26 protein-coding genes, 2 tRNA genes and 1 pseudogene are annotated in these 26855 nt (G+C 53.6%); 14 read left to right on the forward strand and 15 right to left on the reverse strand.

The features are described 5' to 3' along the window. Nucleotides 1-8: 8 nt before the first annotated feature. The 5 genes from ABJG22_RS13690 to ABJG22_RS13710 form a co-directional block, all read right to left on the reverse strand. Nucleotides 9-1982: a DEAD/DEAH box helicase gene (locus ABJG22_RS13690; protein ID WP_348020823.1), complete on the reverse strand. Its 1974-nt coding sequence runs from the start codon at nt 1980-1982 to the stop codon at nt 9-11. A 99-nt stretch (nt 1983-2081) separates the two neighbouring features. Then, nucleotides 2082-3266: an NAD(P)/FAD-dependent oxidoreductase gene (locus ABJG22_RS13695; protein ID WP_348020824.1), complete on the reverse strand. Its 1185-nt coding sequence runs from the start codon at nt 3264-3266 to the stop codon at nt 2082-2084. A gap of 3 nt (nt 3267-3269) precedes the next feature. Beyond that, nucleotides 3270-3512: a GIY-YIG nuclease family protein gene (locus ABJG22_RS13700; RefSeq protein ID WP_348020825.1), complete on the reverse strand. Its 243-nt coding sequence runs from the start codon at nt 3510-3512 to the stop codon at nt 3270-3272. A gap of 89 nt (nt 3513-3601) precedes the next feature. Further along, a tRNA-Ala gene (locus ABJG22_RS13705) sits at nt 3602-3677 on the reverse strand. Nucleotides 3678-3727: 50 nt separating this feature from the next. After that, complete coding sequence (locus tag ABJG22_RS13710) at nt 3728-4054, reverse strand: TIGR02300 family protein (protein WP_348020826.1); 327 nt, start codon at nt 4052-4054, stop codon at nt 3728-3730. Nucleotides 4055-4239: 185 nt separating this feature from the next. Between ABJG22_RS13710 and aroA the strand changes: the two genes are divergently transcribed. From aroA to ABJG22_RS13750, 8 genes are all read left to right on the forward strand, one after another. Then, nucleotides 4240-5586 carry a 3-phosphoshikimate 1-carboxyvinyltransferase gene (aroA, locus tag ABJG22_RS13715; RefSeq protein ID WP_348020827.1) on the forward strand — a complete coding sequence of 449 codons (1347 nt, stop codon included), beginning with the start codon at nt 4240-4242 and terminating at the stop codon, nt 5584-5586. Continuing rightward, a complete protein-coding gene (locus ABJG22_RS13720; RefSeq protein ID WP_348020828.1) occupies nt 5586-5846 on the forward strand; it encodes a hypothetical protein in 261 nt (86 codons plus the stop codon). Before aroA ends, ABJG22_RS13720 begins: the two co-directional genes overlap by 1 nt. Then, nucleotides 5843-6478, forward strand: coding sequence for a (d)CMP kinase (cmk, locus tag ABJG22_RS13725; protein WP_348020829.1), 636 nt, complete (start codon nt 5843-5845; stop codon nt 6476-6478). The genes ABJG22_RS13720 and cmk overlap by 4 nt, the downstream gene beginning before the upstream one ends. 220 nt (nt 6479-6698) lie before the next feature. Continuing rightward, nucleotides 6699-8402, forward strand: a complete 1704-nt coding sequence (gene rpsA, locus ABJG22_RS13730) for a 30S ribosomal protein S1 (RefSeq protein WP_348020830.1) — start codon at nt 6699-6701, stop codon at nt 8400-8402. 231 nt (nt 8403-8633) lie between these two features. After that, nucleotides 8634-8915 carry an integration host factor subunit beta gene (locus ABJG22_RS13735; protein ID WP_348020831.1) on the forward strand — a complete coding sequence of 94 codons (282 nt, stop codon included), beginning with the start codon at nt 8634-8636 and terminating at the stop codon, nt 8913-8915. Nucleotides 8916-9011: 96 nt separating this feature from the next. Continuing rightward, nucleotides 9012-9097 (forward strand) — tRNA-Leu (locus ABJG22_RS13740). A gap of 93 nt (nt 9098-9190) precedes the next feature. Continuing rightward, nucleotides 9191-10852, forward strand: coding sequence for an alpha/beta hydrolase (locus ABJG22_RS13745; protein ID WP_348020832.1), 1662 nt, complete (start codon nt 9191-9193; stop codon nt 10850-10852). A gap of 115 nt (nt 10853-10967) precedes the next feature. Then, entirely contained in the window at nt 10968-11789 is an 822-nt protein-coding gene (locus ABJG22_RS13750; RefSeq protein ID WP_348020833.1) for a hypothetical protein, read from the forward strand. A gap of 51 nt (nt 11790-11840) precedes the next feature. On the opposite strand, the gene ABJG22_RS13755 is transcribed toward ABJG22_RS13750, so the two are convergent. Continuing rightward, entirely contained in the window at nt 11841-12005 is a 165-nt protein-coding gene (locus ABJG22_RS13755; RefSeq protein WP_348020834.1) for a hypothetical protein, read from the reverse strand. Nucleotides 12006-12183: 178 nt separating this feature from the next. Next, the gene (locus tag ABJG22_RS13760) at nt 12184-13365 is read right to left on the reverse strand and encodes an acyl-CoA dehydrogenase family protein (protein ID WP_348020835.1); all 1182 of its coding nucleotides are present in this window, start codon (nt 13363-13365) and stop codon (nt 12184-12186) included. A gap of 78 nt (nt 13366-13443) precedes the next feature. On the opposite strand from ABJG22_RS13760, the gene ABJG22_RS13765 reads away from it, so the two are divergent. From ABJG22_RS13765 to ABJG22_RS13775, 3 genes are read left to right on the forward strand one after another with little or no spacing between them, the layout of a single operon-like run. Then, nucleotides 13444-14985 (forward strand): peptide ABC transporter substrate-binding protein, encoded by a 1542-nt coding sequence (locus tag ABJG22_RS13765; RefSeq protein ID WP_348020836.1) that lies wholly within the window; start codon nt 13444-13446, stop codon nt 14983-14985. Then, the gene (locus tag ABJG22_RS13770; RefSeq protein WP_348020837.1) at nt 14985-16469 is read left to right on the forward strand and encodes an ABC transporter substrate-binding protein; all 1485 of its coding nucleotides are present in this window, start codon (nt 14985-14987) and stop codon (nt 16467-16469) included. The genes ABJG22_RS13765 and ABJG22_RS13770 overlap by 1 nt, the downstream gene beginning before the upstream one ends. Before the next feature lie 33 nt (nt 16470-16502). Then, entirely contained in the window at nt 16503-16925 is a 423-nt protein-coding gene (locus ABJG22_RS13775) for a DUF4112 domain-containing protein (RefSeq protein ID WP_348020838.1), read from the forward strand. Here ABJG22_RS13775 and ABJG22_RS13780 read toward each other — a convergent pair. Further along, entirely contained in the window at nt 16922-17470 is a 549-nt protein-coding gene (locus ABJG22_RS13780; protein ID WP_348020839.1) for a carboxymuconolactone decarboxylase family protein, read from the reverse strand. The two genes, ABJG22_RS13775 and ABJG22_RS13780, sit on opposite strands and share 4 nt — an antisense overlap. A gap of 73 nt (nt 17471-17543) precedes the next feature. Between ABJG22_RS13780 and ABJG22_RS13785 the strand changes: the two genes are divergently transcribed. Next, the gene (locus ABJG22_RS13785; protein WP_348020840.1) at nt 17544-17849 is read left to right on the forward strand and encodes a helix-turn-helix domain-containing protein; all 306 of its coding nucleotides are present in this window, start codon (nt 17544-17546) and stop codon (nt 17847-17849) included. Here ABJG22_RS13785 and ABJG22_RS13790 read toward each other — a convergent pair. From ABJG22_RS13790 to ABJG22_RS13800, 3 genes are all read right to left on the reverse strand, one after another. Next, nucleotides 17827-18585: a ribonuclease T2 gene (locus tag ABJG22_RS13790; protein ID WP_348020841.1), complete on the reverse strand. Its 759-nt coding sequence runs from the start codon at nt 18583-18585 to the stop codon at nt 17827-17829. The genes ABJG22_RS13785 and ABJG22_RS13790 overlap by 23 nt on opposite strands. An 11-nt stretch (nt 18586-18596) precedes the next feature. Next, entirely contained in the window at nt 18597-19457 is an 861-nt protein-coding gene (gene nadC, locus ABJG22_RS13795; RefSeq protein WP_348020842.1) for a carboxylating nicotinate-nucleotide diphosphorylase, read from the reverse strand. Between the two features lie 86 nt (nt 19458-19543). Next, nucleotides 19544-20557: a hypothetical protein gene (locus tag ABJG22_RS13800; RefSeq protein ID WP_348020843.1), complete on the reverse strand. Its 1014-nt coding sequence runs from the start codon at nt 20555-20557 to the stop codon at nt 19544-19546. Between the two features lie 108 nt (nt 20558-20665). Between ABJG22_RS13800 and ABJG22_RS13805 the strand changes: the two are divergent. After that, nucleotides 20666-21349, forward strand: a pseudogene (locus ABJG22_RS13805) (IS1595 family transposase). 34 nt (nt 21350-21383) lie between these two features. On the opposite strand, the gene nadA reads toward ABJG22_RS13805, so the two are convergent. Further along, entirely contained in the window at nt 21384-22379 is a 996-nt protein-coding gene (nadA, locus tag ABJG22_RS13810) for a quinolinate synthase NadA (protein WP_348020844.1), read from the reverse strand. Between the two features lie 133 nt (nt 22380-22512). On the opposite strand from nadA, the gene ABJG22_RS13815 reads away from it, so the two are divergent. After that, nucleotides 22513-24129, forward strand: a complete 1617-nt coding sequence (locus tag ABJG22_RS13815) for an AMP-binding protein (protein WP_348020845.1) — start codon at nt 22513-22515, stop codon at nt 24127-24129. A 2-nt stretch (nt 24130-24131) separates the two neighbouring features. On the opposite strand, the gene ABJG22_RS13820 is transcribed toward ABJG22_RS13815, so the two are convergent. From ABJG22_RS13820 to ABJG22_RS13830, 3 genes are read right to left on the reverse strand one after another with little or no spacing between them, the layout of a single operon-like run. Further along, nucleotides 24132-25214, reverse strand: coding sequence for a hypothetical protein (locus tag ABJG22_RS13820; protein ID WP_348020846.1), 1083 nt, complete (start codon nt 25212-25214; stop codon nt 24132-24134). After that, nucleotides 25211-25924, reverse strand: coding sequence for a DUF4230 domain-containing protein (locus tag ABJG22_RS13825; protein WP_348020847.1), 714 nt, complete (start codon nt 25922-25924; stop codon nt 25211-25213). The genes ABJG22_RS13820 and ABJG22_RS13825 overlap by 4 nt, the downstream gene beginning before the upstream one ends. After that, nucleotides 25921-26793, reverse strand: coding sequence for an MBL fold metallo-hydrolase (locus tag ABJG22_RS13830; protein ID WP_348020848.1), 873 nt, complete (start codon nt 26791-26793; stop codon nt 25921-25923). The genes ABJG22_RS13825 and ABJG22_RS13830 overlap by 4 nt, the downstream gene beginning before the upstream one ends. Between the last annotated feature and the right edge of the window lie 62 nt (nt 26794-26855).

Consider the following 26855-nt stretch of genomic DNA (forward strand, 5'->3'; position numbering starts at 1 on the left):
CGATCAGATCAGTCGGATTTCGGCCCGCTGGACTTCGGCCCATCAAACGGGCGTTTTCCGCGATGCGGCTTTTTATTGCCGCCTGAAAACTTGTCTTTGGAGCCAGATTTGCGATCGCCTTTATAGTCAGACTTCTTTTTGAAGCCACCGCCATCGCGCTTTGGTCCGCCGCCTTCAGAACCGCCGGATCCTTCCGTCTTGCGTTTCTGATATGGCTTGCCGCCGCCTGATTTGTCACCAAACTTCTTGTCGCCAAATTTCTTATTCTTGCCAAATTTCTTGCCGCCATATTTTTTGCTGGCGTTGCTATAATCACGCTGGCCACCGGCATTATCACCGCGACCGGCTTTGCGGTTGCGCTTGGCGGCGTCGCGTGGTTTGCCCTCAAAGCGGGTGATCAGGATATCATCCGTATCGTCCCCGCCGGTTTCCCGCTTCTCGGCGACGGCAGCAGTGAACTTATCGACAACCCGGCGCGGGATTTCGAACAATGTATCGTCACCGTTGATCCGGATCGCACCAATCTCGTTCTTGGTAATGTGGCCGCGGCGACACAGTACAGGCAACAGCCAGCGCGCATCGGCCCGCTGATTGTGGCCGACATTCATCTTGAACCAGACCGTATCTTCAAAGCCCGGACGCGGCCCTCCCTGCGCGGGTCGGGATTGCGCGCCGCGATCCAGCATCTGCTCCGGCGCCGGCATTTTGGCCCGGTGCGATTGCACCAACATTGCTGCAATTTCTTCTGGCGTTTTCTCCGCCATCAGGCGTTTTGCCAGTTCCAGATCATCATCATCAATTTCGACCGGTTTCAACAATGTCTCGATCAAGCGCTCCGCATCATTCTTGCGAATATCGGCGCGCGTCGGTGCGTCTTTCCATTCTGCGTTGATCTTCGCGCCACGCAGCATCGATTCGACCCGTTTGCGCCGCTGATAAGGCACGATGATTACCGCTGTACCCTTTTTGCCGGCACGACCGGTCCGGCCAGAGCGGTGCTGCAATGTCTCTGCATCACGCGGTATTTCGACATGAACGACCAGACTCAGCGTCGGCAAGTCCAGACCACGGGCCGCGACATCGGTCGCAACACAAACGCGGGCGCGTTTGCTGCGTAGCGCCTGCATCGCCTGGTTCCGTTCGCTCTGGGTATGTTCGCCGGAAAGCGCCACGGCGCTGAATCCGCGATCGACGAGGCTGGTGTGCAACCGACGGACAGCTTCGCGCGTGCCACAGAAGAGCATCGCTGATTCTGCTTCATGGAAGCGCAGCAGATTGACCACCGCGTTTTCGGTGTCCGCAGGCGCGACCGTAATGGCTTGATAGGCGATATCGCCATGTCCGCGATCTTCCCCGACCGTCGAAATGCGCAGTGCGTCATTCTGATAGCGTTTGGCCAGCGCGACGATCGATTTCGGCATGGTCGCCGAGAACAACAGAGTTCTCCGTTCTTCGCCGGTGGCGTCAAGAATTTCCTCCAGATCTTCGCGAAAGCCCATATCGAGCATTTCATCTGCTTCATCCAAAACCACAGCGCGCAGTTTTTTCAGGTCGAGCGCTCCGCGTTCGAGATGATCCCGCAGACGGCCCGGCGTGCCGACAATGACATGTGCGCCGCGCCGCAGAGTGCGTCGCTCTTTCGATGCATCCATACCACCAACACAGGTCGCGATCTGCGCACCAGCAGGCTGATAGAGCCAGGTCAGCTCACGACTAACCTGAAGGGCGAGTTCGCGCGTTGGCGCGATCACCAAGGCCAGCGGCTCGACGAGAAACGGGAAACGCCCGTTATCGTCCAGCAATTGCGGTGCCATCGCCAGACCAAAGGCGACGGTCTTGCCGGAACCGGTCTGGGCAGACACGATAAGATCACGGTCTTCCGCTTCCGGCTCAAGCACGGCGGCCTGTACCGGCGTCGGTTTTTCATATTCGCGCGCCGTAAGCGCTTCTGCGAGAAGCGGGGAGATTTTGGAGAAAGGCATAATATTTGAATTCCGTGGCAAAAGTGAAAGCCGCGCGGAAATGCCAATCGCCTGCGGTTTATAAAGATTATGTTGTAGTTAAAGGGTCCGCACTGGGGATCATATTGCCTTACCGGCAGCATGGCCACTCGCCCAAGCCCATTGAAAATTATACCCACCGAGCCAGCCGGTGACGTCAACAGCTTCGCCAATAGCATAAAAACCCGGCACTTGCCTAGCTTCCATATTTTTGGAGGAAAGATCGGCGGTACTGATCCCGCCCGCCGTGACTTCCGCCTTGGCAAAACCTTCTGTCCCGTTGGGCATGAAGCGCCAGTTTGAAAGCCTGCGCGCCGCTTCGCTCAGTTTCTTGTCGGTCAGGTTGCCCAATTCCCCTTCCAGAGCAATCCGCTCGATAAGCGTCTCGGTCAACCGCGCAGGCAAATGGGCATGGATCGCTTTTTTCAGGGATAGTCGCGGCAATGATTTCTTCGCCTGAACCAGCCAGTCTTCCGCCAGATCGGGCAGAAAATCAATGTCCACCGATTGCCCATGTTGCCAATAGGATGAAATCTGCAGAATGGCCGGACCCGACAAGCCTTTGTGGGTGAACAGCGCCGCCTCGCGAAAGGCCGTTTTCCCGCATCGTGCGGTCACCGGTGCGGACACGCCAGAGAGCTCACGGAACAAAGTCTCTTCGCCGCCCAGCGTCAGTGGCACCAGCGCAGGGCGTGGCTCAACGATTTTGAGCCCGAACTGCCGGGCGAGATCATAAGCGAATCCCGTCGCCCCCATTTTCGGGATGGACGGACCACCTGTGGCGACCACCAGAGAGGGCGCAAAGGCAGTTTGTCCGCCATATTCGACCCGATAGCGACCATCACTATGGCTAACGTCTGTAATCGCCTTGCCGAGCGACAGGCTGACGGTGTCATCCGGACATTCCGCCAGCAACAGCTCGACAATCTGCTTGGCAGAGCCATCACAAAACAGCTGCCCCAATGTCTTTTCATGCCAGTCGATGCCGTAGCGGTCGACCAGCGCTATAAAGTCATTGGCCGAATAGCGGCTCAGGGCCGATTTCGCGAAATGCTTATTTTGCGAAAGATAGCGATCCGGCACCGTACCGATATTGGTGAAATTGCAGCGCCCGCCGCCAGAGATCAGGATTTTCTTGCCCGGTTCCTCGGCATGATCGATAAGCAATATCTTCCGCCCGCGCTGCCCGGCAATGGCAGCACACATCAAACCTGCGCCGCCAGCGCCCAGGATGATTGCGTCATAATGGGTTGGGAGATTGGGCATGAATTATCGGAAACGCTTATTGGCAAAGGCCCGGCCTGAACCGGTTTTTAGATATTTTTCAAAAGCCAAGGCTGTATTTTCATTTTTGAAAAAATGATATGATACGATCTGCCGAGGCTTGAATTTGGCGGTATGCTTCGATTTCCCACTATTATGGTCTTTCAGGCGCTTCTCAACATCATCGGTAACACCCGAATAATATTGATTGGGATGATCTATGCTCTGAAGGATATAAACAAAGTGCATCGACAAGTCCTCCTGCGCTCTTCGAGCTTCGGCGGACAGCCTACGCTAAAGCTACGAGCTGGCCTGCCAGCCGTAGCTTTAGCGGAGGCTGGTGGAGCCTAGGAGGATCGAACTCCTGACCTCTTCGCTGCCAGCGAAGCGCTCTCCCAGCTGAGCTAAGGCCCCACAAGAGGAGCGCGTTTAATCCAGACGCGCTCCAAAATGCAAATCAAAAATTAGGTCTCGTCAGGCTCGTCGTCACCTTTGCCTTTGCTGACGCCCAAATCATCGTCGCCACCCAGATCAACTTCATTGTCTGGTGACGGTTCATCATCATCAATGTTGACGTCCAAATCGTCATCATCAACGGTATCTGCTTCTTTCTTGGCGTCTTTCTTAGGCGCTGCTTCAAACGGCAGAGGCTGCTTCGATTTCAAAACAGCTTCCGGCACGAAGCTTTCCCCGCATTCAACGCAGGTCGCTGGGTCTTCTTTGCCCAGATCGTAAAAGCGTGTTCCACATTTCGGGCATATACGTTTTGTGCCCCATTCCGGTTTAACCATGGCTGGTGTCCAAATCCTGTCTAAATCAAGTCATTGATTGGTTAAGTCTGCAAATGCGGCAATTCAAGCTTTAGCTAAATCAGCCGCGAAATCCGGCGCGCCTTGCCATAGCTTTGCCACGCTGTCAAAAGCCGTTTGATATTCCTGCACGAATCATTTGTGCGTTCCGCTAATAAAGCTCTGCCATGACCAGTAAAACTCAACAGCCAGCAACGTTCAAACCGTCTGGCCCGCTCTCCGGGAAAATTTCTGTTCCCGGCGACAAGTCCATTTCGCATCGGGCCTTGATCTTATCAGCGCTCGCCGTCGGCAAAAGCCAGATTACCGGGCTCCTCGAAGGTGAAGACGTCCTTGCCACTGCCGCTGCGCTGCGTGCGATGGGTGCCAAAATTGAGAAAAAAGGTGACGTCTGGACGGTCCATGGCGTCGGTGTCGGTGGCCTGATGCAGCCCGAAAACGCCATTGATATGGGCAACAGTGGAACCTCAACGCGCTTGCTGATGGGTTTGGTCGCGTCTCATGGAATCAGCACTACATTCATCGGCGATGCGAGTCTTTCAAAACGCCCCATGGGCCGAGTCATTGATCCACTGTCACAAATGGGCGCAGATATTCAGGCGCGCGAGACGGCGGATCACAAAGCCTGCCTGCCTCTATCGGTAAGAGGCATCTGCCCTGCTATCCCCCTTGAATATCGCTTGCCGGTCGCCTCTGCGCAGGTCAAATCAGCCATTTTGCTGGCTGGCCTCAACACACCAGGAATCACCCGGATTATCGAACCGGTCCTTACACGGGATCATAGCGAGACGATGCTCAAAGGATTTGGCGCAGAAATTTCGGTAGAAACAGATGCCGACGGGTGCCGGATCATATCACTGACCGGCGAGGCGGAACTCAAACCGCAAAAGATCAAAGTACCGGGCGACCCGTCCTCGGCCGCTTTTCTGGTGGTTGCCGGCCTGATCATCCCCGGATCCGATATCATCATCGAGAATGTCGGCATCAATCCCACCCGCGCTGGGCTGTTTGACATTTTGCAAGAAATGGGCGGCGATATCAGCCTGACGAAAAAGCGAACGGTTGGCGGCGAAACCGTGGCGGACATACATGTCAAATATAGCGCCCTGACCGGTATCGACGTGCCTGCCAATATTGCCCCCAGCATGATTGATGAATTCCCCATATTGTTTGTCGCGGCGGCCATAGCCGAAGGACAAACAACAACCACAGGCCTATCCGAACTTCGGGTCAAAGAATCTGATCGCTTATCACAAATGGCAAAAGGCCTCAGTCTCTTGGGCGTCACGCTCACTGAAAAAGATGATGGTCTGATCATCGAAGGCAGTGGCGGCAAACCATTATCGGGTGGGCGCGCAAAGCCTGTGATTGAAACCGCACTGGATCACCGTATTGCGATGAGCTTTGCGGTCGCTGGCCTAGTGACAAAATCCGGCCTCGCTCTTGATGATATCACGCCGGTTGAGACAAGCTTTCCGGGCTTTAAAAACCTTCTAATGACACTGGCATCCTGATGATCGACGGATTTTCCGCCAACGTAATAGGCATATTGGGCAGCGCTTTGATCGTCTTCGCTTATGGATATAACGTCTACAGCAAACAGGTGAATCCGTTTGTATATAATGGCACAAATCTAGTTGGTGCGCTCTTGCTAGCGCTCTCTCTCATGGTCCACTTCAATCTGGCATCATTGCTGCTCGAAATTGTCTGGATCATGATCGCGGTGGGCGGCCTTTGGAAGGCCTATCAGGACCATATGAGGCAGCAACCATGATTATCGCCGTCGATGGCCCTACTGCTTCTGGCAAAGGCACGATCTCCAAGGAACTGGCGAAACATTTTGCCCTGCCCTTCCTCGACACCGGCCTGCTCTACCGCGCCGTCGGATGGACGCTAAGGGAGCAAGGCGGCGATGCCGACAATAGTGCGGATGCTCTTGCAGCATCTATGTTTGATGGTGCTTTACTCGACAATCCCGCCCTACGCAGCGAAGTGGTAGGCGGCCTGGCCAGTCGGGTTTCCGTGCATCCGGAAGTCCGGCGAGCGCTGGACAAACGGCAAAAAGACTTTGCCTATCAGCCCGCCGGAGCGGTTCTGGATGGCCGTGATATCGGAACAGTCATCGCGCCCGATGCAGACGTTAAACTGTTTGTGACCGCCTCTTCCGAAGCCCGAGCGGTTCGGCGCTTTGAAGAAATGAAGCGACGGGGTGATCCTGCCAATTTCGATGATATATTGGCTGATATTTTGAAGCGTGACGAACGCGATAAGAATCGCGCTGCTGCGCCACTCAAGCCCGCCAAAGATGCGGACTTGCTAGACACCACTGATTTGACTATAGACGCCGCCATTCAGCAGGCGATTGCCTTGGTGAATGCAAAGATAAGCGGCCGGCGCACTATATAAGGTCCGGCATAGCAGACAAATGATGCGCAAGACGGGTTGGTGAAAAACTGGCCCGGCTTTGGCGCAGCTTTTGGCGTTTGTGCTTAGCATTGCATACACCAATATTCGGTAGTTTTCTGATGGATGCGGCGGTCACATGGGGTGGCTGTTGCAAATTTGGTCCAAGACCGGCGGAACCAACCGCCTGGCCAGAAAAATTGACTATCAAGGATTAAACCATATGGCCTCAACGGCATTTCCAAGCCGCGACGATTTCGCGGCAATGTTAAACGAATCACTCGGTGGCGAAGACCAAGGCTTTGAAGGCCGCGTCGTCAAAGGCACCGTAACCGGCATCGAAAACGACATGGCTGTCATCGATGTAGGATTGAAATCAGAAGGCCGTGTAGCGCTGCGCGAATTCGCCGCTCCCGGTCAAAAAGCCGACATTTCTGTTGGTGACGAAGTCGAAGTCTATGTCGACCGCATCGAAAATGTAAACGGTGAAGCCATGCTGTCCCGCGATCGCGCACGCCGCGAAGCAAGCTGGGACAAGCTTGAAAAAGAATATGACGAAGGCAATCGCGTCGAAGGCGTTATCTTCGGCCGCGTCAAAGGCGGCTTCACGGTTGACCTCGACGGCGCCGTAGCCTTCCTGCCCGGCAGTCAGGTCGACGTCCGTCCAGTACGCGACGTAACCCCGCTGATGGACATCGCTCAGCCTTTCCAGATCCTCAAGATGGATCGCAAGCGCGGCAATATCGTTGTCTCGCGTCGCGCCATCCTCGAGGAAACCCGCGCTGAACAACGTAGCGGCCTTATCGAGTCCTTGGCTGAAGGTCAGGTTACCGAAGGCGTCGTCAAGAACATCACCGATTATGGTGCGTTCGTTGATCTCGGCGGCATCGATGGCCTGCTCCACGTTACCGACCTCAGCTACAAGCGCGTCAATCACCCGAATGAGATGATCAACATCGGCGACACGCTGAAAGTCCAGATCATCAAGATCAACAAAGACACGCAGCGTATCTCGCTTGGAATGAAACAGCTGGAAAGCGATCCATGGGATAGCGCCACCGAGAAATATTCTGTTGGCACGAAGCTCAGCGGCTCCGTCACCAATATCACCGAATATGGCGCATTTGTCGAACTGGAAGCCGGTATCGAAGGTCTTGTCCATGTCTCCGAAATGAGCTGGACCAAGAAAAACGTCCATCCTGGTAAGATTGTTTCAACCTCGCAAGAAGTTGAAGTCATCGTTCTGGAAGTCGACACCGAGAAGCGTCGCATCTCCTTGGGTCTGAAACAGGCTCAATCCAACCCATGGACCGATTTCGCTGATACGCATCCAGTCGGTGCTACGGTCGAAGGCGAAGTGAAGAACGCTACCGAATTCGGTCTGTTCATCGGTCTTGAAGGCGACGTTGACGGCATGGTTCACATGTCTGACATCGCTTGGGGCATTTCAGGTGAAGACGCTCTGAACCTCCACCATAAGGGTGAACAGGTTAAAGCAATCGTTCTCGACATTGACGTTGAAAAAGAACGCATTTCGCTTGGCATGAAGCAGCTTGAGAAAGGCGCACCTGCTATGGGTGGTGCCGATACCGGCGGCCTCAAAAAAGGTGCTGTGGCAACCGTCACCGTGCTCGAAGTTCGCGATGGCGGTCTAGAAGTCCAGATGGGCGACGATGGCGCAACCGGCTTCATCAAGCGCAGCGATCTGGGCCGCGACCGCGACGAACAGCGTCCGGACCGTTTCCAAGTTGGTCAGAAGATCGACGCCATGATCACCGGCTTCGATCGTTCGAAGAAACCCAACTTCTCGATCAAGGCCCATCAGCTGGCTGAAGAGAAGCAGGCTGTCGAACAATTTGGTTCAACCGATTCCGGTGCGAGCCTTGGCGACATCTTGGGCGCAGCGTTGAAGAAGAAAGAAGAATAGTCCTTCAATCACAAAACCATACCACGAAAAAGCCCGCCTCTGAATAGAGGTGGGCTTTTTCTTTGAAGTGTCCCATTTCACACCAGTTTACCACTAAACTGCCAAGCCCATTGAAAACAGACAGAATTTCTGGCATCAATGAGTTGTTAAAAAAATGGGAAACTTCAAGATTCATAGAGCCGCGGCCAAAATGCGTCCACTGGATCGCTCTAGAATCGGAAAGGCGCACCGATGATACGTTCTGAACTATTAGAAAAACTGGCTGAAGAAAATCCGGAATTGAAACCGGACGAAATTGAAAAAATCGTCGACCTGTTTTTCAACCAGATCAGCCAGAAATTGGCCGAAGGTGGCCGCATAGAGCTCCGTGGCTTTGGAGCTTTCTCTACCCGTCAGCGGAAACCGCGCGTCGGTCGCAACCCACGTACAGGTGAAGCTGTAGAGGTGCCGGCCAAAAGAGTGCCCTATTTCAAACCTGGCAAAGAAATTCGCGAACGGCTAAACAAAGGCTAATCGACCAAGTTTTCGAATTTTATTTACCTACCCACTTGACCGCAGGCTCGCAATAATGCTTGTCGCTAGGCTCCAACAGAAGTTGGATCTACCGGTGCGGACGTGGCGAAATGGTAGACGCAGCAGACTTAAAATCTGCTATCCGAATGGGTGTGCGGGTTCGAGTCCCGCCGTCCGCACCAGTTTTATCCATATGCCCCCTTCACCCACGAAGAAATGGATTACGCCCCACGGATATACTTTCCGGTGATGGTAACATTCTATAGTCTCATGATATGAAGAACGATTCCCTCGATCCGCTGATCCGCGACGCTTATGCGATCGCGGCTCAGCCGGAACGATTGATGAAATTATTGACGGTCTTGCAAAAACCAGGGGCTGAAAACGAAGATGCTCTTCAGTCCCATTTTGCCAATGTCACCCAATTGCTGACCGAGATTGACCCCAGCGTTGGTGATGATTTTTCTACCTATGCTCCGGATACGGAGGGCGCCAACGACGGCCTAACGCCAGTAGATCTCTCGCTCAGTCGCTCGATGACGATATTGCGCATCGATAAACAAATATTCAAAGCTTCCGATCTCGATCAAGAACAAGCGATACCCGACTGGCTATTGGGCGTTGATGGCGAGACCCAGGCACAAATTGACAAGCTCATCGAAGGCAAGAATCCCAGTCCGGCTATTGTTCGCCTATATATGGATCAGGATGACGATCGCGGGATATTGTTCGCAGCACAGATATCGGGTGGCGACCAAAAAAATCTGGATTTCCGAACCATAAGACTGCGTTGGGATACTCTCATCGGCAGCGCGTTTGCTCAATCACTAGAGCTGACTGCAACCGAAGAGCAATTGGCAGAACATCTGGTGAATGGCTTATCTGTTATAGAGTTTGCAGCTCTTCGGGGACGTGCTTTGGGGACCGCTAGAAATCAACTGAAGGCGCTTTTACGCAAACTTGGCATTGGTTCGCAGACCGATCTCATTGCCCTTTATGCCGGTTTCAGCAATGCATTCGCCGCAGCGGAATCGCGGGACCAAGACCCCGCGTTTATCGGTTCCAGCCATAAATTGACTTTGGCGGACGGCAGCGATCTACCCTTTGAAATCTATGGCGATGCCAATGCCAGGCCGGTTCTTTATCTACATGCTACCATCGACGGTGCCTATCTAACCGCAAGGCAACAGGATGCGGCCGCTGCACAAAATTTGCGGATCATTGCCCCCTGGCTGCCATTTTATGCGGGTAGCAAAATGTCGAACACCGGATTGGCAGTTGTTGATGAATTTGTTGAACGACTCATCTACCTGCTGGATCAGCTGGGGATCAAGCAATGCTCCATCATTTCGGCGAGGGTCGCTGCGCCTTATGGTATGGCAGCCATCCAGAGCCACCCCGACCGGTTTTGTGGATTGGTCATGGCCGGCACGATCTTGCCAGCCGATGATGCCAATGATTTCTCCCATCTCGCCATGGGCTATCGCGCGCCTCTTCGCCTTGCACGCATTGCCCCATCCTTCGTACGGCTATATTTTGCGGCCGCCGCAACGATGGTCCGCCGCGGCAAGAGCATGGCTTATTTTAAGAGCATTTACGGGGAAAGCGCTGCCGATATGGTTACGCTCAACCGCCCTGATGTCGCGGAACTTATGCAGCGATCGATGCAGCGCACATTTGAAGATGGCTATGAATCGACCGCCCAGCAAGCGATCTTGACGGCAAGCGACTGGTCAAAATGGTGCCATGATCTAAAAGTACCAGTGACCGTTATTTGCGGCGCTGAAGACCGCCTCGCACCACCTGCTATGGTCGAGAAATTTTGCGATCGGCACGGCTTCCATTTGATCGGGCCGTTGGAGAATGTTGGCAGTCTAGCCATCCAACAGGTCCCTCAAAAGATATTCGAGGAAGCCGCAAAAATTCGCCCGAATTAAATTCACTTTTAATCAGTTCGCCTCAGGAGCAGAGAATATACTGATATGTACCATATGGTATATTCTAAAGACGGCATGGCTCCACTAGTTCGCCTGATGAACGCAATGGAGGCCCATGATGAAATTTTCGAAACCAGCTGTCGCGGCGTTATTCGCCGTTTCTCTGCTCAGCAGCGGAGCAGCTCAGGCCCAATTTGGTGGCTTGAAAAATGCCGTTAAAAAAGAAGCTAGAAAGGCGAAGCGCGATGCCGAGAACAAGGCAGTCGAAGAAGCCGAAAAAGCAATTGACGATGCGCTGCGCGGGAAAAGAAGCAAAGGCGGACGAAGCAATAGAGGCGGTGGTTCTATCGCTCTCGGAACGCCATCTTCAAGCCTTACTTCGCTAACGCAATGCACCGGTCTTACCTTGTCCAATGTGACCGTCGGCAATTTGGGCAGCTACACATTCCAGCAAGGATTCAGCAAAGAAGAACGGACCGGTTTTATCAACCGCAAGCCGGGCAAAGTGACCGGGTCCTGCATTGCCCCCTCGTTGCAGCCGCAAGAGATTCTTTATTTTGAGGTTGATGAGAAAAAATACAAAGCACTGGACCGGGGTAATGATTGGACTTGGCAATGCGTTCAATCCGACAATCCCGGCGCTGGAACGGTCGATTACTGGACATGGCATAGCGATCAATATCTTGGTGATTCCCACATGAAATTGCATTGCGGCAATGATCAGGGTGTCAGCGATTGCGCGACCGGTAGCAACTCGTCGCGCGCATCCGCCTATTCCGCCGACCGGAAGAAGCGCGGAAAATATGGGGTCAGCTTTCTGGCGCGTCTCAACGAACACAGCGATGCGAGAACGGAAAAGCTATATTGCCAATATTATAACAAGAGGTCCGGCAAAAGCCTGGTCGCCTTTGAATATCTGAGTGCGCCCGCTCGATGATTTCGAGCGCGATAGACTTCATCAAATTCCTAGAAGGAACTTCAATATGCGTTACGCCATCGCACTATCATCACTAATCATCTCCAGCTTGGCCGTTCCGGCAGCTTTTGCCCAATCAAGCAATACAACCGTCGCCAAGGATGGCAGTTGCCCGACTGGCTTCAAATCGTCAGGAAGCTCTTGCAAATCCAGTTCCGGCAAGGTTGCAATAACCAAAATTGGTTCCTGCCCTTCTGGTTTCAAATCCTCCGCCAACTACTGCGTGGGCGATAAAGGCGATTATGCCGAGATTAAAAGCGGCAGCTGTTCCAGCGGTTTGAAAACTTCCGGCAAATATTGCGTCAAATAATAGGTTTACCGAAGCGATTGCGCGCGATGCGCCGCGCGCAATCGTTTACAACATAGCCATATCGACTGGCTGATCCAGCAATACCCGGCCGGCCAATTCGAACACCGCCGGTGCAGTGGCGATATGCTGCGTAGCGACATGTGCATCGCGGAAACGGCGTTGTAGGTTGTTGCTCGAATAGACTGCACCGCCACCGCCGAGTGTATAGGCAGTTTTGCAGACTTCTGCTGCCGTTTCCGTGGCGTGACTACAGGCAAGGCGCAGATTCGCACGACCTTTGGCGGAAATTTCTTCCGAACCTTGCGCTTCTGCCCAAGATTCGTTGATTGCATTTTCCAGATAGCTAAACGCCCCGGCCAATTGGGCCGTCGCCCGCGCCAATTCAACCTGAACGGTCGCACGCTGCGCCATCGATCGACCGCCACCGGGCGTCTTTTTATTGATCGCAATATTCTTGATTTCTTCCAGCGCCGCTCGCGCATTGCCCAAGGCCACCGAAGAAACCCCAAGCGCGAGCAGGCCAAAGAGCGGGAATTTATAAAGAGCGCCAGCATCGCGTGGCTGATCACCGACAAAGGATATGCTGCGACCCTTGGGAACTTTCAATTCCTTAACTGAGAAATCCCCAGACCCCGTGCCTTTCAATCCCGCGACATGCCAGCTGTCGATGAAGGACGCCTCTTTCGCCGGGAAGAACAGCATCCGGTGATAAGGCGCGCCATTGTCGAACTTCTGCAACTCCCCATCCTTGAAAATCATCGCGCCGCCACCGAGCCAGGAACAATTGGCAGAGCCCGATCCCCATTGCCATTGTCCGCTGAGCACATAATGATCGCCCATGTCCTCTGCCTTACCCATTGGCGCAAAAACGCCGCCAGTAATGACATCCTCTGCGCCGAAGATTTCACGGGCCGTGGGTTCCGGCATATAGGCCGCCCCCAAAGTTGAGGTCACGGCAATCATCACGCACCAGCCTGCACTGGCATCCGCCTCGGAAACCGTCGCCACAATTTTCATGAAATCCAATGGCGTCAGTTCCAACCCGCCAAGCGCTGCAGGCTTGGACAGATTAAACGCGCCTGCATCGGCCAGCTTTGCAGCAAGGTCTGCTGGCAGCCGCCGCGCGCTTTCAGTTTCCTCTGCTCTTGCGGCAATTTCGGGCATCAACGCCAGGATATTGGAACCCACTGAACCGATCCCAGAAATATCATATTGTAAGCCGACCATGCCGAAATTCTCCTCAACAAAAGAAACAGCATAAGACTTACCCTTTGTCGAGCTAACAAAAACATCTAGACAAGAGAAATGCGCTATCTCGCTCTCCTTTCTACAATTCTGTTGCTCATATCCTGCGATAGCGATCCAACCGTCGACATCGCACCCGGCCCAGATCGGATCGTTCGTCTATCCGATTCGGAGATCAAAGGACTCGACCCCCAGAAAATCTCTGATCTGTCATCGCTCCGTGTCGCGGCAGATCAATTTGAGGGGCTTACTCGTCTCGGATCCGATGGAGAAGCGGAGCCGGGACTAGCGCAAGATTGGCAAATCTCTCCTGATGGCCTCACATGGACTTTCCCTTTGCGACAGAATCTACAATTTTCTGATGGCATAGGATTTGATGCGTCCCTCTTTCCAGTACTGTTCCGCCGCTTACAGGCTTCAGAAACAACAGCTCCGGCAAAGGCCCTGTTCGGCAATATCCTAGCCGTAGAAGCGTTCAATGAGCATAGCGTAGCGGTTACCCTCTCCTCTCCCGATCCATCCTTACCGGCCTTGCTTGCTCATCCAGCAATGGCTGCCCTGCCCCTCCACCGGATCAGTGAGGCCGCCGACAAATGGACGTCCGAACGGCCAATGGTCACCAGCGGCCCTTATCGGTTGACCGAATGGAAATTGAACGATCACGCGCGGCTGGAACGCAATCCAAAATGGCATGACAAAAAGGCACCCACCGCGACGATCATCTGGAGACCGATGGATGACAGTCTGTCTGCGATGCGCCTGTTCCTCTCCGGCGGTGCGGACATTGCTGCGGATTATCCAGCAAGCCGCCATCAATGGTTGAAAGAAAACCATCCCAACGCTGCCCACAGCGTGCCCTACCTCGGAAGCTACTATTTTGCCTTTAACACCCGCACACCGCCCTTTGATGACCGTAGGGTTCGTATTGCCCTGTCGATGGCTGTCGAACGGGAATGGATCACCGACAAGGTGATTGCGATCGGCAATATTCCTGCATGGGGATTGCTTCCACCGGGCCTGGCTGGTTCGACACCGACAAAGCCCATATGGGCAGACTGGCCGCGGGAAAAGCGCCTGCAAGCCGCGCGCGCACTACTCGATGCAGCGGGCTTTAACCGCCAAAAACCTCTAAAATTTGAAATCCGGTTCAACAGTTCGGCCGAACATCGCAGGGTTGCCGTTGCAATGGCGGCCATGTGGAAACCGCTGGGAGTCCAGGCCAGCTTGTTCAACAGCGAAGCCGCATTGCATTTTGCCGCGCTGCGCCGGCATGAATTCGCGCTGTCCCGATCCGGCTGGATTGCCGATCTGCCGACACCGGAAAATTTCTTGCTCGTTCATCAACAAGCCAATGGGGCGGGCAATTACTCCGGCTATGATAACCCCGACTATGACCAGATTTTAGCACGCGCTATCGCAGAGCCGAATCCGGCAACGCGACAAACCCTAATGCGGCAAGCGGAGACGCTCTTGGTCGCGGACATGCCTGTCCTACCGCTATATTTCTACGTAACCCGCAGCTTGGTGACGAACCGCATTGCTGGATGGGAAGATAATATTTCCAATGTGCATCCCAGCCGTACTTTGCGTATAAGGCACTGATGGTTCTCCGTTCCAAACTCTGGCTGAATAGCATCTGGGCTGCTGTTGCAGTGACAATGCTGCCTGCTTGTAGCTTCGCGGAAGACGAAGACCAGATAAGAGTCGCCGTCGTGGAAGATGGAGAAGCCCGGATTAATCCAGTTGGCACGCGATTAAACTACGCATCATCAACCATGCGCGCTTCGATGGCCAAAGGTCTTGTCGGATTGGATGAAGAAGGCCGGGTCGTGCCCGCCCTCGCCGCCCGCTGGATCGTTTCAGACGATGGCCTCAGCTATATTTTTCGCCTGTTCGATGCGAAATGGGACGACGGAAGACAAATTGCCGCGGAACGCGTAGCTCGCCTGCTGCGCGAACGCGTTTCCGAACTGCGCGATAGCCGCCTGCGATATGATATCTCAGCGGTTGATGAAGTGGTTTCAATGACTGGCAGGGTGATCGAGATCAGACTGGACTCGCCCCATCCGAATTTTCTTCAACTGCTCGCCCAGCCCGAACTGGGTCTGTTCCGCGCGGGCCACGGCGCCGGTCCCATGCGCTTGCTAAGCGAAACCAATGGCATCAAACTAACCCGATTTGATGAGCCTTCCCAGGAAGAAACGGACGCGGAAGAGGAAGATGATCGCTGGGTCTCTCTGCGCAGCGAACCAGCCGCCACCGCTATCGCCCGCTACCGCGCCGATAGTGCGCAAGTCGTCCTGAACGGCAAATATCATCATCTGCCGCTTATCGAGGCAGCTGGCATCAGCAGCGGAGACCTGCGACTAGATCCCGTCGCCGGGCTTTTTGGATTACGCTTCATGCGGGCAGAGGGCTTCTGGGCCGTTCCGGGCAATCGGGAAGTTTTAGCAATGGCAATCAATCGTCCTGCGCTCCTAACATCTTTTCCGGGCGTCAGCGCGTGGAAAGCCCGACTCAAAATCATCCCCGAAGCACTCGATGTGGAAGGGATTAACGCCTATCCCGATTGGGCCAGCATGACCATGGAGGACCGGATTGCCTTTACCAGAGACCATGTGAACGGATGGAAAGCTTCGGAAGGCCCCATCGTTCCATTGGCCATCGCGCTACCAGATGTGGCTGGTGCCGACATCCTGTTCAAACGCATCCAGTCTGATCTTAGGCGAGTAGGACTGGACGCCAGAAATGTCGGCATCGATGGGGATGCAGATGTTCAACTTATCGATAAAATTGCGCCTTATGATAGCCCGCAATGGTTTTTGAAGCAGTTCACCTGCCCGATGACTCCCATCTGCCTGAACGATGCCGATTCAAAAATCTCCGAAGCCGATGCGGCGACCAATTTGGAGATCAAGGCCCGTCTTTATGCACAGGTGGAGGAGATGCTGGTCGATCATTATAACTTCATTCCGCTCGCGGTTCCGATCCGCTGGTCGATCGCTCCGCAGGGCCAGCGCGGCTTTGCGGTCAACCCACGCGGTTGGCATCCATTGAATAATCTGGTCGGAATACCCATATCCTAACTGTATGAGTATTATAAGACAGGGAGGCTCAAAATGGCCATTTCCGAAGAACAGTTAAAACGTCTGGCAGAACAATTGCCCGACGTCAGCCGCGATCCGCAGGCGGTACGCAACCGCGTGGAAGCAATGGAGAAAGTGCTCGAACGCGCCTTTGTCATTCCCGGCATAAATCGGCCGATTGGCGTGGATTCGCTCGTTGGCCTGATCCCCGTAGTCGGTGATATCGTCACCGCGCTGATGGGCGCCTATATTGTATGGGAGGCCCGCAATTTGGGCATGTCCAAGCTGCAATTGACCCGTATGGCGGCAAATGTCGGTATAGATACCGCATTGGGTGCTATTCCACTGGCTGGCGACCTGTTTGACTTTCTCTGGCGCTCAAACAGCAAGAATTTGAAGATTATCACCAAGCATCTCGACAAACATCACCCAGGAACGCGGACGCTGAACGGTTAGACTTCGGGAAAGCGGACCGCAAAGTTCTCCAAAGCGACTCTCGCGCCGTTAGCCACAAAACTAACCGTGTGATATGTTCCGCAAAGCGCAAATATCTCCAGTTGCTCGTCCTTTTTCCAATACTGCTGAAAGCCAGCCAGCTTGTCATCGTAGATCGTTCCCGAATGGCTGAGGTCGTCGATAACCGCCAGCAGGATCTGCTCCTTTTCATTCCAGACCGGGGCGTTGGCATTTGAATTTTTGGTCGCCGCAATCTGCTCTTTGGTAAATCCCGCAGCGGATGCAAACACCGCGACATGGACGCCCCATTCATATTCACATTCATTATTGGCCGTTGTCCGCAAGATGACAATCTCCCGCTCCCTCAGGGATAACGGGCTGTCCTTATCGAGTAGATTAGGAACACCTTTTTTTGCGAACCGGGCGCTGTTGGCAAAAACACGAAACAATTTCAGCAGATAGCCGTCCTGTTCCGGATATTTTTTCATCACCGCCGACAATGCAGGGGAATATGGTGGCATAAAAGGGGTAAGAATATTGCTCATAGGACGATTCCTTGCTATTAATACTGTAGCAAAAGTATGCTACATTTTTAGTAGCGTCAAGAAGGAATCTACTGTGAGCGAAAATAAGAGCGCCCGGCCGATCATGGTCCTACTCGATATTTTGGGAAAAAGATGGACGCTGCGGATCATGTGGGAGCTTAGAAACGGGCCGTTTACCTTTCGCGCACTACAGGAATCCTGCGACATGCTATCACCCACCACCCTTAACAATCGCCTGAACGATCTCAAAAAACTTGAGATTATCGACCATCAACCTGATGGCTATCAATTGACTGTCAAAGGACTGGAACTAGCCAAAATCATGATCGGATTGACCAAATGGGCAGATAAGGAAGCTACGCTCCTCGCCAGATCTTGATCGCGTTTTCCGGTTTTGTCGCCTTCATGAATGCCGGGCAGCGTTGCGGACGAAAGCTCTTCCCAAGGCATAGTTTGACCTCCTGAAGCCAGCCTCGCTTATTCACTTTCAGACGTATCATATTCGGCTGAACACCGTCGTTAGCCGCAGCGAACGCGTTCCGGAATTGCCCCGCCGTCAGAGGCTTGCGTGATAGACGGTCCATATTGGGGAAACGCACCGCATCGAACATGATCCGCGATACCCGAAAATAGGTTTCCGGCCGCTTGGTCATACAGGTACCATGCTTGGCCCACTCGCGCGCCATCAGGTTGGCCGATGGCATCATACAGAAATTGCGCTTCACCACGGCGGGTGGCAATGGCTTGGTCGACGCACAATATTGCGGATAGGCGGGACCACGTGCGTCAGGCCACAGGCCATGGAGAATGAATCCGAAACTGCCGTCATCGCCGCTGCACTGGGTTTTATCGCGGCGACTATCCTGCCGCATGCGACAAAATTCGGGGGACCAACTGAGGGCCAGTGTATAACCGGCGACGGGTTTGATGCGGCGCGGTTCCGAGGCCGGTTTGCGTTCAGCAGGGGCGCTTAAGCCAGTTGGCGCGCCGCATTGGTAGGATTGGGCTTGGGCGGGGGCAATCACCAACGATGAGGCCAACGCTAGGAATGCGGCGAATATACCCGTGCGCCGCACTGGATGCGGATTTCCGGATTTGATAGACCATTTACGCATCTCTATCGGTTTCAAACCTGCTCAAAATCCAACCCAATATCCGCAGCGGGCGCGCTCTGTGTGAGTCTTCCCACCGAAATATAATCAACACCAGTCTTCGCCTTGTCGCGGATGGTTCCCAGCGTCACGCCGCCGCTTGCTTCAGTCGCCACGCGACCGCCGATTAACGTCACCGCACCGCGCAGGGTCGCTGGCTCCATATTGTCGAGCAACAAGTGGGTCGCACCTGCCGCGAGAGCCGGTTCGATCTGATCGACGCGATCCACTTCGCAGATGATTTTTTCAACACCGGCATCCTTGGCGCGCCGCACCGCTTCGCCAACCGAGCCCGCAACGGCAACATGATTGTCCTTGATCATCGCTGCGTCCCACAAGCCCATGCGGTGGTTCTGCGCGCCGCCCATCCGCGTCGCATATTTCTCCAGCACCCGCAGTCCAGGAATGGTCTTACGCGTGTCGAGCAATGTGCAACCGGTTCCGACAATCTGCCGGACATATTCATTGGCCATACTAGCGATACCGGTCAGATGCTGCACTGTGTTCAGCGCACTGCGTTCAGCCGTTAGCATCGCCCGCCCCTTGCCTTTGAGGCGCATGATATCGGTGCCAGCCGAAACCGCCTGGCCCTCGGCAACGAGGGTTTCAATCTCCACATCCGGATCAAGATGTCGGAAAAAGGCCTCGGCAATCGGTAGCCCGGCAATCACCGCATCATGGCGGCTATCCATCACACCGGAAAAGATCGCATCTTCCGGAATAACCGCCTCAGAGGTCACATCACGGCCCCCTGCCCCATATGGCGCGCCGAGGTCTTCGGTAAGCGTGGAAGAGACGAAAGCGTCGAGATCGAAACGGTCGAGGGTGAAGGTCATTTATTTTTCTTAATTACCTTCAAGCTATGTTCAAGCAAAATTGACAGACTTGCCAAAGAATTTGGTCTTGGCAAGACCAACATGAGTCAAGTTGCTCTATTTGTACTCAAGAAACTTGCCTTATCAGACAACCAATCAGCGGCTCGGTTTGAAAACATTCCCGAGAATAGGCCAATTGAAGAGAAAGTCAGATATTTATCTGGCTCACCCATCCCTTGCCCAGAGAAACCTATAACTGAATTCCCTGCAACTAAGACAACAAAAATAGCAGTAGCGATTAGGGCACCCAGGCCAACATACTGAAACATATGTCTACTTTGCTTTATAGAATATTCGTTATCCGGATAGCAAAGCAAGATTAGGTGAATAAGTACCGCTCCAAACGCACCGGAAATTAGTGTCAAAATTATCGGCATAACGGTTGGTGGAATCAAGTGTAATTTGCTCCAACTGACTATCTCTGTCGTTCGTTGTTCTGCGACGAAGTATGGTGCTACGGCTGCGGCACGAGATTGCAATTCGCGTAGTTGAACTGTTGCGTTGCCTTCTTGGTCGACGACCTGATCAATCGCCGCCTGATTTTCTCTAGCTGATTTTAAACGATCAGTAGCACCTCGCATCCCTCCGTAACTGGTCACTATCTCTTCGTAATTGACTAAATCATCTTTGCTTTCTCCATCAGAAATACACTCATTGATTTTATCCATCACAATTCGACCGGTCAACGCTTCTCCTCTAACTTCAAAGCGTTTGGGACACCACTCTGTTAACTTAGCATCACCTATCGCCCTTTGCATACGCTCTCGAAATTCTTCCCGACTATCGAGCTCGCTTTCAATTTTCATTTCCAAAACTTTTGCTTGTTTTGACGTGGAACTCAAGTTTTTGTTGGCTTTCTGAATTTCGGAATTTAGGTTTTTTGACTGATTATAGAGGTTGAACGCTTCGGTATAAGTAAGTTGGTGCTCCGAATCTTTTAATAGTGAGGAAATTTTCTGCTGGGAAACAGCAGTCATCAAGGATGCAAGAAAAAGTACGAATACAACCAATCCACCCAACGCCGTTAAGAAAGTCTGAAAGTTAAAACTAATATATTTCATACCAAATCCCCTTTTATAAGGGGAATGCAATTTATCTTACTTGTCAATACTTTTTGTATAATTATTATTGGGACCGACCTATGAGATCTAGAGAAATAGACTATTCACATGCGTCTAAAGCGCTCCAAACTCACACATTTTCAGACCAATCGGTTGAATGAGCAGTTTGTTGCAAGAACGCCCGCCCGCACGGCTGCTGCGCTTGTTGGTGTAAACAAGATTTCAGCGGCTAACTTTTACCACCGGATACGCCAGATCACATGTAAACGGCTGGCCGAAGAAGCCGGAGAACTGGCAAACGAGGTTGAAGTGGACGAAAGCTAATTCGGCGGCATAGGTATAGGCGAACCAGGTCGAAGCGCGGCAGGTAAAACGCCGGTGTTTAACTTACTGAAACGTGGGAACATCGTGTTCACGATGGCGGTCGAAGATACCAGATCCGATGCGCTGATCCCTGTAATTGCTTGCAAAGTCCAGCCTGACGGCATCGTCTATGCCGAAAGCTACCGTAGTTATGATGTGCTCGACATCACCGACTTCCACCATTTTCGGATCAACCATTCCAAGCTGTTTGCCGACAAGCACAACCACATCAATGGCATCGAGAATTTCATAAACCAGGCGAAACGGCGCCTACGAGAATACCACGGAATCTAGAAACGAAACTTCGATCTCTTCCCCAAAGAGTGCGAATGGAGGTTGAATTACGGCTCGCACGATCAGCTTTTGAAAACACTGCGAAAATGGCCAAAATTATATTCTCAAAATCAATCTCATAGCTCGGCCCCTTAATCTTAGATCAGCGAAAACACCCACTAAGATATTCCTAGTTTGGTCCCAAGTCCCCCTGCCCGACCGTTGCGCTGGCCATTTCCATCATCTTGTCGATCGACTTGCGCGCTTGCAGGCGCAATTCCTCGTCCATCTCGATGCGGGGTTCCAGGTCGCGCAGAGCGATGTAAAGCTTCTCCATTGTGTTGAGCGCCATATAGGGACAGATATTGCAGTTGCAGTTGCCGTCCGCGCCGGGCGCACCGATGAAATTCTTTTCGGGTACCGCTTTTTCCATCTGGTGGATGATATGCGGTTCGGTGGCGATGATGATCGTGTCGCCTTCAAATTCCTTCGCATATTTCAGGATTGCGCTGGTCGAACCGACCATGTCCGCGTGATCCAGAATATAGGCGGGGCATTCGGGGTGGGCGGCGACCGGTGCATCAGGATGCTTAGCCTGCAGTTTCAGCAATTCGGTTTCGCTAAACGCTTCATGGACGATACAGACACCGGGCCAGAGCAGCATGTCGCGGCCGGTTTTCTTAGCAATATAACCGCCGAGATGCTTGTCGGGGCCAAAGATGATTTTTTGGTCGAGCGGAATCTGCGAGAGGATATGTTCCGCCGATGAACTGGTGACGATGATGTCGCTAAGCGCCTTCACCTCGGCCGAGCAGTTGATATAGGTCAGCGCGATATGGTCAGGATGCTCGTCGCGGAACGCCTTGAATTTATCGGGCGGGCAGCTGTCTTCGAGTGAACAGCCCGCATCCATATCCGGCAACACGACAATTTTTTCGGGCGACAGGATTTTCGCGGTTTCGGCCATGAATTTCACGCCGCAAAATGCGATGACGTCCGCATCGGTTTCCGCCGCCTTGCGGGAAAGCTCGAGACTGTCACCGACAAAATCGGCAATGTCCTGAATTTCCGGTTTCTGGTAATAATGGGCGAGGATGATCGCATTGCGCTCCTTGCGTAGCCGGTAAATCTCCTCGATCACGTCTACTCCGGCCAAGCTGCCCCCAATTCCACCACGTGCGTCCATTTGTCGTCTCCTTTGCCGAAAGTCGGCCTTTCCAACACCATATAGGAAAGGAAACGCCATTTGTCTTGTCCAGAACATGCCAATATGCGTAAAACCCTGTCTACGGTCATTTAGAGCCGCAGGAGAGATGTCGATGTACAAGGTCCAGCTTACTGAATCCTATTTTCCAGTACAGACGAACACGCCCTATCGCGAAATGACCATCGCGCAGGTGCTGCGCGACCAGGCCGAAAGACTGGGCGACCAAAAGGCTCTACGCGAATTGCTGGACGATGGCGAGATCGGCCGCGAATGGACCTTTGCCCAACTCTTGGCCGATGCCGAAAAAATGGGCCGCGCCCTCGCCTCCCGGCACGCTGCTGGCGCGCGCATCGGAATTTTCGCAAGCAATTGTCCGGAATGGGTGCTGATCGAATATGGCGCAGCGCTGGCCGGGATAACATTGGTGACGATCAATCCGTCCTTCACCCCGCGCGAAGTAAAATATGTACTGGAACAATCCGGAGCCGAAGCAATCTACTATCTGCCCTTTGTTCGGGGGTCGGAATTGAAACCGATTGTCGATGCCGCCTGTGACGAGCTTCCCGCCATCAAAACCCGTATCGCCATTTCCGATCATGCGGTCTTGTTTGATGGTTGCGATAGCGGTGAGCTGCGCGAAACCAAGCCGTTTGATATTGTTCAAATCCAATATACCTCGGGCACAACCGGATTTCCCAAGGGCGTACTGCTCCACCAACAGGGGCTGCTACAAAGCAATTTCGATGTGTTCCAGCGAATGGGGGTCCAAGAGGGGGAAACCTACGTCTGTCCCTTCCCGCTTTTTCATACCGCTGGCGGTGCCGTCAGCGTATTGGGCAGCCTAACGACGGGCGTCACCTTGATCCTCGTTTCGAATTTCGATCCTGCCGCTATCGTCAAAGCCATTGAACGCGAACGCCCCGACGTTCTGGGCGGCGTTGCAACCATGTATGTTGCAATAATCGAAGCAGCCCGTGCCATGGGAGCCGATTGCAAGTCTGTGCGGTGCAACGTCAGTGGCGGTGCTCTGGTCGCTCCGGAACTGGTGCGCGCTGGCCGGGAAGTTTTCGGGTCACCGATCCTGATCGTTTATGGCCAGACAGAATCGTCTCCAGGTATCACCCACACATGGCCGACGGACAGCGAAGAAGATCTGACCCAGACCATTGGTCAACCGTTGCCACATATGGAAGTATCGATCCGCGACACCAATGATAACTCCGTCTGCCCGATTGACGCGCAAGGCGAGATCTGCGTCCGCGGCTATCATGTGATGAACGGCTATAACAACAATCCCGAAGCCACCGCAGAAGCGGTTGATAGCGATGGCTGGCTCCACACTGGCGATCTCGGAAAAATGGACGCACGCGGCTATTGCCGGATAACCGGCCGGGTCAAAGAGATGATCATTCGCGGCGGAGAAAATCTATTTCCTGCCGAAATTGAAGCGGCGATGCTTGAACATCCGATGGTCGCTGAAGTAGCAGTCGCCGGCGTTGCCGATGAGAAATGGGGTGAATTAGTCGCCTGTTTCATGCGTGCAGCAGACGGTGAGAAGCCGACGGTTAGCGAATTGCGATCATTCATCCGCGAGCGCCTATCTCCGCAAAAAACCCCCGCTTATTGGATATGGGTCAACGAATGGCCGATGACGGGGTCTGGGAAAATCCAGAAATTCGAACTGGCGAAAGCTTTTGAACGCGGTGAATTTGAAGACCAGATGGCCTAGTTTCACTTTCCGATGCGGAATTTGACAATCCGGTTGGTCACCTTCTGCTCAGCATCCATGCCGCCCAAGATATAATAATCCTCTTCGACCTTCGCGAGCGCACGATGATCCATGCTGGGTTCGACCAGTCGTCCAAGCTCCTGCCAACTATCGCTTTTCAGATCATAAGCAAAAAAGCGGTCTGATGGTTTGGCCGGAACATCGTCATAGCCAATGCCATTATAATTATAAGGATTGTCGCCACCGCCGGCAAAAATGATCCGCTGGCCCGCTTCGTCACCAATTGCGGCCATCCTATATAGCGCCAAACCAGCATGGGCATCGACCCCGCGCCAGGCAATTTGTGTAGGATTTTTCGGGTCAATATCGCCGCGCCAAGTGAGTTTGGCTGCTACGAACTTGCGTCTACCATCGGCAAAAACCGACGCGACGCCGTCGGAGACAATGATACTATCCCCCGCGATCCCGCCTGCATGGCCAAATACCGGCGTACCGGGAAATTCTGTGGCTTCTGTCCAAGCACCGGTTTGAGTATCAAACATCTGCACGACGCTGACATTGCCTTCGTCATGCCAACCAGAGATCAGATAGATGAAGCGATCCTGATATGGCACGGCCAGCGCGTCATCAACGGGAGTGGGAATATCCTCTCGCTGTTGATAGCTGCCGGTTTCGGGGTCAAAGACGAACACTTCCGGCGTAGAACGCTCATCGCCATTGGGAGCAACCGTATAACCGCCGAGAATATAGATTTTGCCAGCGACTGTCGCCGCCACACTGGCTAACCGTCCTTCCGGCACCGGCACAGGCGCGATAGTCTCACACGATTCCGTCGCGATCACACAGGCGTAAGCGGCGTTGCTAGTATCATTCCATGTCTTGCCGGCTTTCAGACCATTGAAACTGTATAAGGTGAGCCCATCCGGACCATCGGCAACGGCCACTGCATTATTGGCAATCGGCTCCGGCAAAGTGAAATTTGCGGTCTCAGAGAGTGGTTCCGGTTGATCGCGCCGTTCGCAACCAGTCACAGACAATCCGGTCAGCAGCAAGATTGCTGCAGCTGTGATCTGCAATTTCATCATGCCCCTTCCCTCTTTTTCTGCTGTTCCGCCAGTACATCTTTGATCGGCCGCGAATAATCCCATCGTTCCTTATAGCGGCTGCGTTCATATGGGAAAAAGGCATCAACCTTGGCTTCCACCCCGGCAGCCTGCAGCGGGACAGCGAAATTATGACGCACTGCGCGGCGCGCCGCCTCCCGCGCCAACCGGATCTGCACAGGGTTTTGAGCCTGCTGCACCAGTTCCTGAACACCCTTTTTGCGGTTGGCTTGATCCAGAACATTGGCGGCATCGGTCAGCGCGATCAACAGACCGCCATCATCATAGGTCTGTATCTGCTCCATATGCACTTCGGGTCGGGCCGTTTCGATCGCAGGGATCTCGACATAGAGCGTGTTATCACGCGCATCCCATCGAACGTCTTCCGCACCGAGCTTGGTGAGATCCAATTCATAACGGACAGTGCCGGGCATGATCAGGGTCTTGCGCGCCGACAGGCCGAGCTTGGTCAGCGTGGTGGTGACCGTTGCATTATAGCTGGCAGAAAAGACCGTCAGCCGGTTCTGTTCCTGCATATTGGTCAGGCTGGCATTGGCAATCGTCACCGGGTCGGGATTGATGCTGCTTTCAACGCGGGAAAATAGCAGCCATGCTAGCGTGCCGAGCAGGATCAAGCATCCACTGATGATGACAACAGGGACCCACAGGCGACGGGACGACTGCTGGTTCATCCGGCCACGGCCCAGACCTCACCCGATTGCGTGACCCGACCGCGATCTTTTAGGTCGAGCAGATGGGCACGAACCGATTGGCCGGCTGCGCCCTTCAACCTTGGATCGAGTCGCTTGTACATTTGCGGGACCATGTCCACGATAGCCGCGGAACCTTCTTCCAGCAGCTTCAAAATCTGCCGCTCGCGCTGTTTGCGATGGCCCATCATACCGCGCACCAGCTGACGCGTATTCGTCACTTTCTTGCCATGGGCGGGATAATAGACATTGTCATCACGCTCATAGAGCTTTTGCAAACTGGCCATATAGTCGGACATATTGCCGTCGGGCGGCACGATCACGCTGGTCGACCATGCCATCACATGGTCCCCGGTAAACAGCGCACCGGATTCCTGCACGGCGAGGCAAAGATGGTTGGATGTATGGCCGGGCGTAGCCACCGCTTCGATTGTCCAGCCGTCACCCGACACCGTCTCGCCATCCGCCAACACCTGATCCGGTGCATAATGTTTGTCAAAACTCTCATCCGAACGTGGCCCATCATCGGCCAGCACTAGAGGGGCACAGCCAATGATCGGTGCACCGGTGCGTTCGGACAGAGGCGCCGCTGCTGGACTATGATCGCGATGGGTATGGGTGCACATGATCGCGCGGATCTTCGCATCCCCCACAGAAGCCAAAATGGCATCGATATGGTCATCAATCACTGGCCCGGGATCGATAACAGCCCGGTCGCGGCCATTGCCAACGACATAGGTTTGTGTGCCGGTATATGTGTAGGGGCTCGGGTTTCCGGCGAGCACGCGCGCGACCAATGGCTCCATCTGTTCAGAAAGCCCGGTCGGAAATTTGGATGGGTCATAGTCCATGCATTTGATGTGGCATGTTTCGTCCAGAAAACAACCATGAAAAAAGGCGGTCCGCAAAACGA

It is taken from the genome of Parasphingorhabdus sp., assembly GCF_039939955.1.
GTDB lineage: Bacteria > Pseudomonadota > Alphaproteobacteria > Sphingomonadales > Sphingomonadaceae > Parasphingorhabdus.